Source organism: Dyadobacter sp. SRI_021, assembly GCF_057586235.1.
In genome coordinates this window covers 22,962-35,433 of sequence record NZ_JBYCZM010000009.1, presented here as the reverse complement: position 1 = coordinate 35,433, position 12,472 = coordinate 22,962, and the positions used below count along the sequence as shown (strand labels likewise).

Here is a 12,472-nt window from a genome sequence, read left to right as displayed (position 1 = left end):
GCTTGGGATTTAACTAAAAAGACTACGTATTTATATCGGTTATACGCTGGCTCTAAATTAGTTACCTATTGCGTCAATGATCATGACAGGTCGCACCGCAAAACATGATCTTGCTCAGAGCAGATGGGCGTTTTGAGGCCTGGCAACCCCGTGTGGTTATCTTGGTGAAATCTGGCGGGCGAGCCGGGCGACAACTGCTTCCCTCTGGCCTGGGTTCAGGCATTTTACAAGGGCAATCCTGGACACTTTCACGGGCTTAATGCCGCAAAATTCAAGCGTAGCTTTCCTGATCGCCCCGCCTCTTTATCCATCAGTTTTGCCTTGCCGTTTTATACTTGTTAAAAAAGCGCACTTTAAGTAAATCGGCGGTGACGAGGTAAGCGATCAGTATACCGAAAATCCAGGCCGCCTCCCCGAATGCAATCCGGGCAAAACCCAGCTCACTCGCAAGTGGGGAAACCGGCAGAATGACAGTGACAGCCAAGGCAGCAAACGTGAGCCAGGAAAGGGCGTTGGAAGGCCTGCTCGTGAGAAATGGGCGCCTGCTTCTTACTACCAGTAAAATAAGCAGCTCTGTGACCACCGATTCAATAAACCAGCCCGTTCGAAAAGCAGCGCCGGAGAGCCTTAAGTGAAAGTATAAGACATAAAAGGTCAGAAAATCAAAGAATGAACTGTGCAGGCCAAACACAATCATAAAACGACGGATGAGGCGCATGCTCCATTTACCTGCCCTGACCGTCTGCTGCTGATCCACCTGGTCCGAAGCGATGGCCAATGCGGGAAGATCGGTTATGAAATTGGTGAGCAATATTTGCTTGGGAAGCATTGGAAGAAATGGGAGCAGCAGCGATGCGCCCGCCACGCTGAACATATTCCCGAAAGTTGCACCTGTCGTAATGAATATGTATTTCATGGAATTGGCAAACGACTTTCTGCCTTCCAGAATGCCATCCGCCAGTACAGACAAGTCCTTTTCCATTAATACAAAGTCGGCGGCCTGTTTGGCAACATCCACTGCATTGTGGGTTGAGATACCCGCATCTGCCGCATTGATCGCCGCCACGTCATTGATACCATCTCCGATATAGGCCGTGACCGCTCCCTGCTCCCGCAAAGCTTTGACCACCCGGACCTTCTGATGCGGCTCGATTTCCGCGTAAACGGCGATGTTCATCGCCCGTTGCCCGAAAGCTTCGGGAGAGAGGTTATCGAGCTGTGGTCCGGTCAGGATGCGATCGTCCGCAATGCCCAGCGTTTGGGCAATGTGCCTGGCGGCAAACCTATTGTCCCCTGTGATGATTTTAACCTCAACACCCAGCTCACGCAGCTTTTGAATCGACGTAAAACTCGAAGCCTTTAACGGATCTTCCAGCAGCAAGTACCCTGCAAAGGACATTTCACTTTCATCAGCCCGGGCGATGCGGTCCAACCCCGTATGTTTGATCGCAATGCCCAGCACCCGGTAACCCTCCTCGCAATAGGTCCGATACCGGTCCAGCAGGTCTCGCCTGCGGGTTTCGTCCAGCGGCACGTTTACATCCCGACCCGTTCCAACCTGGGAACATACTTCCAGGATATTTTCCAGTGCTCCTTTGCTGATCATGAGATTGCCATCCCCGCAAGCTGCCAATACCGTGACCCGCTTCCTGATAAAGTCATAGGGAACCTCATTGAGGCGGCTGTAACCTTGCATATCCAGGGCCAGGTCGGCCAGCGCTTCATCGATCGGATTGGTAAACCCCTGCTGCATGACTGCATTGAGGTAAGCATGCAGACGCACCTGCTCGCAGGGATCTCCATCTGCATCCATTGCGCCACAAACCCGGATGCTGCCTTCCGTGATCGTTCCGGTTTTGTCCGTGCAAAGCACCGTTACCTCACCCAGATTGAAAATGGAGGAAAGCTTTTTGACGATGACCTTCCGTTCCATCATTCGCGCGGCGGCGTTGGACATGGCCACCGTCATAATAGCCGGTAAAAGCTCGGGGGCCATCCCCACGGCCAGCGCCAGCGAGAAAAGCACAGAATCGATCAGCGGTTTGCCAAAGTAAATGTTGACGGCCAGAATGACCAATGTCAGCACCGTCGTAATTTGCAACAGAAAGTAGCCGAAACCTCGGATTCCGTGCTCGAATGCAGTCTCGGGAGTCTCCGTCAGGCTCTCCCGCAACTTGCCGAAAACGGTATCCGTGCCAACCCGGACAACGAGTGCCCGTCCGGTCCCGCTGATCACGTTCGTACCCTGCCAAAGGCAATTGAAACTCTCGGAAAACGCGGCCTGTCCGCCGAGCCGACCTGCCATCTTTTCTGCCGGGAAGCTCTCTCCCGTCAGGCTGCTTTCATTGACGTGCAGTTCATTGCTGTCGATAATGCGGCAATCCGCCGGGATCATATCACCAGCTTTCAATAGCACCACATCACCAGGCACGACGTCGCCGGCATCCACTATCTGCTCCGTGTTGTCCCGGAACACCGTACTTTTTTGCGAGATCAGCTTTTGTAATTTTTCAACCGCTTTTCCTGCTTTGTATTCCTGCCAGAAACTGAGCAGCCCGCTCGCGAGGATAATACAGCCGATAATCAAAGTGTCGGAGACCTCACCAAGGAAGGCTGACAAAACAACGGCGACCAGCAGCAGCAGCACAAGAGGGCTTTTGAACTGATTGACCAGGATGGAAAACATCTTTGAAAGCCCGCCTCCGGCTTGGGGCGTGGCTGTGCGGATATTCCGCAGCCGTTCAGCGGCTTGCACACTATCCAGACCGTCCGCATTCGCTTTTAATACGTCGTACAGTTCCGGAAGGGGCGGCTCACCAAGCGTTGTCTGTGAGATAGGGTTGGTCAACAGCATATTATTACATGGTCATTACGACCCGTCCTTCAATGCAGCCTGCCTTCATTTGATCGAATATGTTGTTGATATCATCGAGACGGGCCGTGTGAACTGTCGCCTTCACTTTGCCGTCCAGGGCAAAGCCGACTGCTTCCTGCATATCCTTGCGGGTGCCCACGATGGAGCCGCGGATGGTATGGCGGTTAAGAACAGTTTGAAAAATGGGCAGTTCAAAATTGCCCGGAGGCAAGCCGGTCAGTGCCATGGTGCCTTTTTTACGAAGCGCCGCTATCCCTTGCCCGAAAGCGATGGGAGAAACAGCGGTGATCAGCACGCCATGCATGCCCCCTGTTTCTTTCTTTAAAAAGGTACCAGGATCGCTCTGCATAGCATTTACAGTCAGATCGGCCCCGAGGCGTTTCGCCAGTTCCAGCTTCTCGTCGCTCACATCGATGGCCGCCACGTGCATGCCCATCGCTTTGGCATATTGTACAGCGAGGTGTCCCAAACCACCGATACCGGAAATCGCCACCCATTCTCCCGCTTTGGTATCGGTTTCTTTCAAGCCCTTATAGACGGTCACGCCCGCGCACAGGATGGGCGCCATACCGATCATATCCGTGCCTGCCGGCAAATGCGCCACGTAGCGCGCGTCGGCGATGACATATTCGGCATAGCTGCCATCGACGCTGTAACCACCGTTCTGCTGGGCATCACAGAGCGTTTCCCAGCCGGTAATGCAATATTCACAGCAACCGCAGGCGCTGTACAGCCAGGGCACCCCTACAATGTCGCCTTCCCGAATGCCGGTTACTTCCGGCCCCACCGCGGCAACATAGCCGATTCCTTCATGACCTGGAATGAGCGGTAGTTTCGGCTTCACGGGCCAGTCCCCGTCAGTGGCATGGAGGTCGGTGTGACAAACACCGCTGGCGACGATTTTAACTAAAACCTGGTTGGTCCCAGGGCGTCGCACGGCAACTTCTTCGATACGGAGCGGCTTGCCGAACTCGCGAACGACCGCTGCTTTCATGGTTTGAGGTAGCATATATATTTGTGTTTCAGATGGAATTATTGCGCCAGGTAACCACCATCCACCGGATAGTAAGAACCCGTCACGAAAGAAGCCTTGGAGCTACTGAGCCACAGGACCAGTTCTGCGACTTCGCTGGGTTCGCCCATCCGCCCGATCGGGTGCCGGCCGACCAGCCACTCCATGGTAGCTTCGTCCAGATCTTTCAACAATGGTGTTTTGATAAACGCGGGACCTACTGCATTGGCCCTGATACCTTTCTCACCATATTCCAGCGCAATGTTTTGGGTAAGTCCGAGCACGCCATGTTTGGCTGCCACATACGCCGGGCTATTGGCAAAACCTACATTACCAAGAATGGAGGCCATATTTACAATCACTCCCCCACCCGAGTTAAGCATAGCGGGAATCTGGTACCGGGCGCCATAGAATACCCCGGAGAGATTCACGGCGATCACTTTGTCCCAGGCGTCGATCGGATACATGCCCGTTGGCGCCATTGCCCCGCCGATTCCTGCATTGTTACAGGCAATGTGCAGCGCCCCATATTTTTCGATAGTGGCCCATACCAACGCCTCATTCTCCTCCGGCGAAGACACGTCGCATTTGAAGAAAAAGCTGTCGCCTCCCTCGTTCCCAATGAGCCGGACGGTTTCCAGCCCCGACTCTTCGTCCATGTCAGAAACGACCACTTTCGCACCCTCCCGTGCATATGCGACCGCGACACTCCGCCCGATGCCTGAACCTGCACCCGTAACGATGGCCACTTTGTCCTGTAAGATCTTCATAAGCTTTAGATTAATGTTTCAAGCCAGCTTTGTCTCTCTGGTGATCTGGCTGCACAAAGGTGTTTGTTACCGCTGTGGCAAATTATGACCATAGTCAGCTTTAAAACAGCCCGTTGTCAAGGGAAGCGCGGAGAACCGCTTTCAAATGTGGCAATAGTACTCCGTTTTCTCCCTTTCCGATAGTGCTGCATTGCCGCACAGACCGTCAGCTTTGATAAAATGCACTTTATCAGCCTATTGTACCAGTGTGGGGTTCACTGCAATGTGCGCCTCGGCCACATCCAGGATGGTCGGATAGCTATTCGGCGGCCCGGCCAGAATTGCAGCCGTAGTCATATTGTAAATCAGGTAAAGAACGGTGCCCGAAATATTGGTATAGAGCAAGCTGCCTGAGCCCTGACTTTGCTCGGTTGCATGGTAAAAGGCATCCGCAGAAACGACCGCTGTCTGATTGAGCTGCATATCCAGCCGCACCGGAACCGGTGGGAAAAGTGGTGGAAAGTGGCTGATGTCGAATGTTTGCGGCGTGACCGGGAATACCCCTGTTACTTTGGGCATAATGTATTCATTGAAAGAATCGAACGAAGGCAATGACACCCTTTTTATATGAATTTTGACTTTAAAAGTCGCATCCACGGTGCCTGGCGTCGGATGGAAACTGTTCCATGCCTTGGCCAGCGGTAAAGTGATATCGGGATTGCCCGGAGTGATCTTCCCAAACACGTCGTTAACGTCGAGCTTGTTACAAAATTCTACTTTTTGAATTTCAAACTCACAAGGATAGAGCCGCGGAGCGCCGCTTACAAGGGTACAGCCGGTCTGAGGGTCAGGTTCGTTGTGGTCGGTGCAGGACAAAACAACCGCGAGTACCAATAAAGCGGATGCCAAAGCCAATTTGAACAACGGGAAAGATTTCATGAGGAAAAAGGTTTGGATGAGTCAATACTATAACCGTAGCGATCGCTAACAACTTGGTGGTCAAGCGAACTACTGGCATGAAAATTATGAAATCCTCTCCCTGGCGATGCTATGCAAAAGTCATCTGAAATAGCGACATAAGTCATTACTCTTCCGTCGTTTGCCGACCTCATTCCATCATAAACGGTCACAAGCCAACCAGTTTCTTAAACATGATTTGTAACCATGCATTAGCTTTGGTATCTTCAAAAAATGTCCTGTCGTAGCGTCCGGCAATCCCTTCCAACTCAAAAGCCGCGATAAGGCGCATCATCAATCATTCCATCCCATTATTTGCAGGTTCCAATCCAGCTTTCCAGCCATCATGCAGCCGTACTATCAAATAAAAGCAGAACAAGCCATAGAATCATTAGGCAGCACATCCCAGGGGTTGTCTGCAGCCGAAGTGACCCGGCGCCAGACCGATTTCGGCCCGAATAGGTTGGTGGCAGCGAAGCAGCGGTCCAAATGGGCGATACTGTTGGGCCAATTCAAAGATGTGATGATCCTCATCCTGATCGTCGCGGCCATTATATCCTTTTTTGTCGGAGAGCACATTGATGCCTATGTGATCATCGGCATTATCATAGCCAATGCGGTCATCGGCTTCTTTCAGGAATACAATGCAGAGGAATCCATGAAAAAGCTGCAACAAATTTCCGCGCAGCATGCGATAGCCATCCGGGATGGAGTCCATCAGGAAGTAGATGCAACGGACCTTGTTCCCGGCGACATAGTGGCACTCGAAGCTGGCAACATCATTCCCGCAGACGGGCGGCTCGTTAAGATCAGTGCTTTTAAAACCCAGGAAGCCATTCTGACGGGCGAAAGTCACGCGATCGAAAAAGTGATTGCCCCCGTTGCGGGAGACGATCTGCTTCCCGCCGACCAGCTTAATATGGTTTTCAAAGGTACCATTGTCGCTAACGGCTCCGGACAAATGCTGGTCACCAGCACCGGCATGCAAACCGAGATCGGGTGCATCGCCGGGCTTTTGGAGCAGGAAGCGACCATCACTCCCTTACAGCAGCGGTTGAAGAAATTCAGCAAAATCCTGGTCATTGCTATCCTGGTTATCTGTGTGCTGGTTTTCGGGTACGGACTGCTGAGAGGCGAACAGCCGCTCATGATTTTCATGACGGCCCTGTCGCTGGCCGTCGCGGCGCTGCCGGAAGCCCTCCCCGCAGTAATTACGGTCGGGTTGGCCAATGGAGCGGCAAGAATGGTGCGGCATAAAGCCCTGATCAGGAAGCTGCCTGCGGTAGAAACCCTCGGATCGGTTACCTATATATGTACTGATAAAACGGGGACGCTGACCAAAAACGAGATGAGTGTAGAAAAAGCCTGGGCGGCTCAGGGTTCGCAAGACCTGCTGCCTTTCGCCTGCATGCTTAACAACGAGGTGCATTTCGATCAGAACGGCCGGCTGATGGGCGACCCGACCGAAATTGCATTGGTGCAATATGCGGAAAACCAGGGCATCTCCCGGGCGAATGCCGAAGAAAAATATCCGCTGCTCGAAACACTGCCCTTTGATTCGGATCGCATGAGGATGGCCACTTTGCACGCCTATCAGGACCGGTACCTTTTGCTTGTCAAGGGAGCACCATCCCGGATTACCGAAGTCCTGAAAGAACAGCGTCAGGACCTGCTGGATCAAAACCGCGAATGGGCACGCGAGGGGTTACGGGTCTTGTTCTTTGCCTATAAGATACTTGACCAGCGGCCGGATAAGCTAACCTCGGAAGACGAACACTCGCTGCTGTTTCTGGGAATGGCGGGGATGATCGATCCGCCACGCGAAAACGTGATCGAGGCTATTCGCGATTGCCGGACGGCCGGTATTAAGGTCGTGATGATCACCGGTGACCAGCCGCTGACGGCTACTTCCATTGCCGGGCGCCTGGAAATTGCCGGCACGCAGGAGGTCAAAACGCTGACGGGAAAGGAACTGACGGACCTGGACGACACTCAGTTACAGGCCATCGTGCAGGAAGTATCAGTATATGCGCGCGTCTCCCCGGAACAAAAGCTCAGGATCATCCGCGCACTGCAAAGCCAGGGGCAGTTCGTGGCGATGACCGGTGACGGCGTCAACGACGCCCCCTCTCTCAAACAAGCCGATATCGGGGTGGCCATGGGTATCACCGGGACGGATGTAGCCAAGGAGGCTGCGGAGATGGTGCTGCTGGATGATAATTTCTCGACGATCGTCAAGGCAATCAAGGAAGGGCGAAGGATTTACGACAATATCCGCAAATTCATCGTGTATGTACTTTCCTGCAACCTGGGCGAAATTCTCGTGATCGCATTGGCCCCGGCTTTTGGTCTGGCGATCCCGCTGCTTCCCATTCATATACTCTGGATCAACCTGGTCACAGACGGACTTCCCGGCGTGGCCTTAGCCGCTCAACGGGCCGAAAAGGGCATTATGAACCGCCAGCCGGTACCGCCCGGACAGAGCTTATTTGCCCAGGGCCTGGCCGTCCGGATCGTGATAACGGCTATATGGATGGCCTCGGGCGCTTTTTTATTACAGATTCTGGCCGCCCGAAACGGCATGCCCGTTCCTGTCCAGCGAACGATGGTATTTACGATGTTGTGCATCGTCCAGTTGGGAAATGCCCTCAGCGTTTCCTCCCTGAGGCGGTCGGTCATCAGCGCTGGACTGTTCCGAAATGTTCCCCTACTGCTTACGATCATTTTAACGATCGGTTTGCAAGGGCTGCTACTGTACGTGCCGGCACTTAAAGGGCTTTTCAAGACGGTACCTTTGTCGATGGAGAGTTTATCCCTCACCGCCCTCGTATCACTGGGCTGCATTGCCGCCATCGAGCTCTCCAAATTTATTCCCGGTCAAAAATAACGGCCATGGCGCACACGCAATCGTTCAATGCGTTACTATGCCCGATTATAAATCTTGACTACTTCGTACCAGATCGTGAACACGAATCCGGTGCCAATGCTGATCAGCAACTGGCTAAAATTCACGGGTGCAAGACTGAAAAAGCGGGTAACATCCGGTATTGCGAAGATCAGGACTGAAAGCAGGATGGTAATGCCGATGATCATCGGGACCAGGTTGTTTTTGTAGCGGATAGTGGTCCAGATCGAATGGCGGAACGACCGGTTTACGAGCGTCAGACAAACATTTGCAGCGAGCAAAGCTATAAAAACCATCGAGCGGGTCAGGTTTTCATCATACGACTGTGCCACTGCGTACTGGTACAGCAGCAGCATGCCTGCCGTAATCACAAGCCCTTGTAAAATACTCACAGAGAGCTCCTTCAAACTAAAAAAGGTGGAGGTAAACGGCCTTGGCTTTTGCAAGAGCAGATCTTTTTCCAGCGGTTCGTTCTCATAAATGATCGAACAGGTCGGCCCCATGATCATTTCAAAAAAGATAATATGGACGGGTGTAAAAATATTGGGATAAATCCAGCTCAGCGCCAGGGGAATAAAAACGGTCAGGATGATCGGGATATGGATCGAAATGATGTAGCGGATCGCGTTTTTAAGCGATACATATATTTTGCGTCCCATCGCTACCGCGTCCACCATGCGGGCAAAGTCATCATCGACCAGGATGAGCGACGATGCCTGTTTGGCGATTTCCGTCCCCTTTTTTCCCATTGCAATCCCGATATGCGCGGCCTTCAATGCCGGACCGTCGTTGACACCGTCGCCGGTCATGGCCACAATCTGGCCCTGCGCTTTCAGGGCATTGACCACTCTTAACTTGGCTTCCGGAAACATCCTGGCAAAGATCCCCGTCTGCATCACTTTAGCCTGCAAGGCTTTTTCATCCAGCGCAACAAGCTCCTCACCCAGCAACACCCGCTCCGCGCCGTCAAAACCAATTTGCCTCGCAATGTTCTGCGTCGTGGCCGCATTGTCGCCGGTAATAATTTTCACCCGGATACCAGCCCGGCCAAATGCCTCAAAAACAGATTTGATATTGGTTTTGGGAGGATCATAAAAGGCTACCAATCCCAAAAAGTGAAACGGCAGTTGCTGCTGCTTTTCAGGGAATATTTTTTCAGGATAACTGCTCTGCCCTACCCCGAGCACCCGGTACCCCTTGGCCGCAAGCGCATTGACGGCCTCCCATACGGTACGTTTTTCATCTTCCGACAACCCGGAAACCGCCATAAGCGCTTCCGGCGCTCCCTTGGCGGCGACAATGCGTTCCGAATTCCTGTTTTCAAATACATGGGTCATCATCGGCGGTTTACCCCCCAACGGATATTCGTACACCAGTTTGAACCCGGAGCGCATGTCGACAGCCGCGGAGTTCCCATATGCCTCATGCAATGCGATCTCCATCGGGTCAAAAGGGACCGGCTCACTTGCCCACATTGCCATGGCCAGCAGGTCCTTACCCTGGTCGCTTAAAGTGCCGTCCGGCGCCTGAATTAAGTTCTGAGCATGAATGTATAAACTAGCCAATTGCATTTTATTCTCGGTGATCGTCCCGGTTTTGTCCGTACAAATGACCGTTGCGCTGCCCAGTGTTTCAATGGTTTGGGTCCGCTTCACAATAATGCCCATTTTCATCAACCGCCAGGCGCCCAGCGCCATGAAAGTGGTAAAGGCCACGGGAATTTCCTCCGGAAGGATGCTCATCGCCAAAGTCAGCGCTTTTAAGAGGCTGTCTAACAGGGCTTGCGTACGGATGTAATTGATCGCCCACACAAGCAAAAAAACGGCACCACCGGCAATGGCCATCTTCTTGACGAAGTTGGTGATCTGTATCTGCAATGGTGTCGGCTCCTGCTCTATCGATTGCAGACTTGCGCCGATCGCCGCCAATTTGGTTTGAGCGCCGATGGCACGAACCTGAGCCACTGCCCTTCCGCTAGCCACCAGCGTTCCCTGGAAAACCTCACTGCCGGGCTCGTTTTTCGCGACAGCCAGTGACTCCCCGGTAAGAATGGATTCGTTGACAGAAAAATCATGCGCTTCCAGAATGGCTCCGTCTGCCGGAATTTTACTCCCTTCTTCGATGATCAGCCAGTCGCCGATCACGATATCTTCGCTCGGGATTTCGATTTCAAGCCCGTCCCGGATCACTTTGCATCTCGGCTCGGTCAATGATTTGAGCTCGCGCAGCGCATTGCGGCTTTTGCTATCCTGATAAATTGAGATCGTGGAAATGACCAGGATCGCCCCAAGCATGAAAAAACCTTCTCCCCGGGAGCCCGTGACAAAATAAATAGTCGACGCCGCAATCAATAAAATCAGCATCGGCTCCTTTACGAGCCCCGAAACAGCCTCCCACAAACCGCTTTCACTTTGATCCTCTACCTTATTCCCGCCATGCTTGCTGCGTGATTCCTGTACCTGACTGGCCGATAGGCCCCGGGAAGTGTCGATCGTGGGGGTAGACATATTTATACCGATTGTTTAGAGTCAATGACGAATCACGGAAAGGAATTTGTAAAATATGCCGGCGTGATCATTGCTGTTAAAACCGTGTAAATAGTTATTTCTACTACGAATCGGACAGTATGATGTTCGCTATTTCATCCTTCCTTTTGAAAGTGACGCCCTCGTGCTGCTGCATGTACCTGATGAGATCATACGTCACTTTCACCATTTGCGGGGTGCCGCCAATCCGGTCGTGAAAGCTGATCGACATCTGGCGGCGGCGTGTGGCCCCTTCCTTGTAAAGCTGGTCAAATTCTGCTCTGACCTGCTGCGCAAACTGCTCGGCGGAGAAATTTTTCCCCTCGATCAACAGAATGTCGTTGCAGCGCAGGGTGTAAGGTACGACGGCGAAGTTTTGCCCCTCCACGCGCGTCAGAAAGGGCTCGTCGCGGCTCAGATCATCTATATGGTATTTAAAACCAAGCTCTTTGAGGATTTTCAATGTGTTATCGCCCCGCCGGAGCCAGTTGGCATTGTAACCCACGGGATTGAAGCCCGTCACCTTCCTGATCGCATCTGCGCCTTCGCGAATGAACGCTCTTTCTTCAGGGTAAGCCATATTATACTGCGAGCGCCAGCTCATGCCATGTCCCGCCGCTTCATGTCCGCGCCTGACGATCTCCTTTGCCAGATCCGGATTTTTAAGGACGGCAGCGCCAACCATGTGGGACGTTACTTTTATACCAAGTTCATCCCAGTTGTCCAGCATTCGCGGAATCCCCTCCTTATAGCCATATTCATACCAGGTAGCGGCCGGCAAGTCACGGAAGCCTGGAAGCATGTTCTGTGGAAACGGGCTCTCCGCATTGTCGGGCTGACCACCGGATTCAAATTGCATCGAAACCGATACTACCAGCCGGGAGCAGTCAGGCCATCGGGAGGATGGATGCGGGGATTCTCTCAAACTCTTCCCGGCCAGGGCGGGTGTGCCGAGTACTAATGTACCCAAGGCACCGGTTTGTCTGATGAAAGTTCGTCGCGTGCTCATAGGATTTACTGTCTGTTAAAAATTTTGTCCAGAGACCAGGAGTTACTCTCCAGGAATTGAAGTAGTACGGCGAAGAGAATCAGGTGAATGAGTTGCGAGGGGACCGCTTCCCAGTTCTCGACCATCGCCGTACCGAAAAGCAGCATCAGAATCAGAACGGCGCCCGAAATCAGCGCCGGTTCGGTAAAGAGGCCCACCAATAGCAACAAACCGATCACCAGCTCGGCCAATGGCAAAACCATGCTGAACGGCCTGACCAGCTCCGCCGGCAGCATCGACTTTGCGAAACTGCTGACCATCCACTGGCTGAACACGTTTAACTTGGGTAACCGGACAAGGCCATGCCCGAACATACTGATGCCGATACCAAGCCGCAGCAATAAAAAAACAATAGCATTCATACTTACAGGGGTTAATGTTTCCAATGATGCAAATCTCCC

At 52.7% G+C, this 12,472-nt stretch carries 8 protein-coding genes; 1 reads left to right on the top strand and 7 read right to left on the bottom strand.

What is annotated here, in order from left to right; genetic code table 11:
* Positions 1-310 precede the first annotated feature (310 nt).
* The 4 genes from mgtA to AC2YIT_RS24375 form a co-directional block, all read right to left on the bottom strand.
* Complete coding sequence (mgtA, locus tag AC2YIT_RS24390; RefSeq protein WP_487280902.1) at positions 311-2,854, bottom strand: magnesium-translocating P-type ATPase; 2,544 nt, start codon at positions 2,852-2,854, stop codon at positions 311-313.
* 4 nt (positions 2,855-2,858) lie between these two features.
* Positions 2,859-3,884, bottom strand: coding sequence for an alcohol dehydrogenase AdhP (gene adhP / locus AC2YIT_RS24385; protein ID WP_487280901.1), 1,026 nt, complete (start codon positions 3,882-3,884; stop codon positions 2,859-2,861).
* Between the two features lie 23 nt (positions 3,885-3,907).
* A complete protein-coding gene (locus AC2YIT_RS24380; protein ID WP_430846785.1) occupies positions 3,908-4,657 on the bottom strand; it encodes an SDR family NAD(P)-dependent oxidoreductase in 750 nt (249 codons plus the stop codon).
* A gap of 234 nt (positions 4,658-4,891) precedes the next feature.
* The gene (locus AC2YIT_RS24375; protein ID WP_487280900.1) at positions 4,892-5,575 is read right to left on the bottom strand and encodes a hypothetical protein; all 684 of its coding nucleotides are present in this window, start codon (positions 5,573-5,575) and stop codon (positions 4,892-4,894) included.
* A 364-nt stretch (positions 5,576-5,939) separates the two neighbouring features.
* Here AC2YIT_RS24375 and AC2YIT_RS24370 point away from each other — a divergent pair, with 364 nt between their 5' ends.
* Positions 5,940-8,480 carry a cation-translocating P-type ATPase gene (locus tag AC2YIT_RS24370; RefSeq protein WP_487280899.1) on the top strand — a complete coding sequence of 847 codons (2,541 nt, stop codon included), beginning with the start codon at positions 5,940-5,942 and terminating at the stop codon, positions 8,478-8,480.
* Between the two features lie 35 nt (positions 8,481-8,515).
* On the opposite strand, the gene AC2YIT_RS24365 is transcribed toward AC2YIT_RS24370, so the two are convergent.
* From AC2YIT_RS24365 to AC2YIT_RS24355, 3 genes are all read right to left on the bottom strand, one after another.
* Positions 8,516-11,005, bottom strand: a complete 2,490-nt coding sequence (locus tag AC2YIT_RS24365) for a cation-translocating P-type ATPase (protein ID WP_487280898.1) — start codon at positions 11,003-11,005, stop codon at positions 8,516-8,518.
* Between the two features lie 103 nt (positions 11,006-11,108).
* On the bottom strand, positions 11,109-12,032 hold the full coding sequence (locus AC2YIT_RS24360) for a polysaccharide deacetylase family protein (RefSeq protein ID WP_487280897.1): 924 nt from the start codon (positions 12,030-12,032) through the stop codon (positions 11,109-11,111).
* A gap of 5 nt (positions 12,033-12,037) precedes the next feature.
* Positions 12,038-12,433, bottom strand: a complete 396-nt coding sequence (locus AC2YIT_RS24355) for a DoxX family membrane protein (RefSeq protein WP_487280896.1) — start codon at positions 12,431-12,433, stop codon at positions 12,038-12,040.
* Positions 12,434-12,472: the final 39 nt, after the last annotated feature.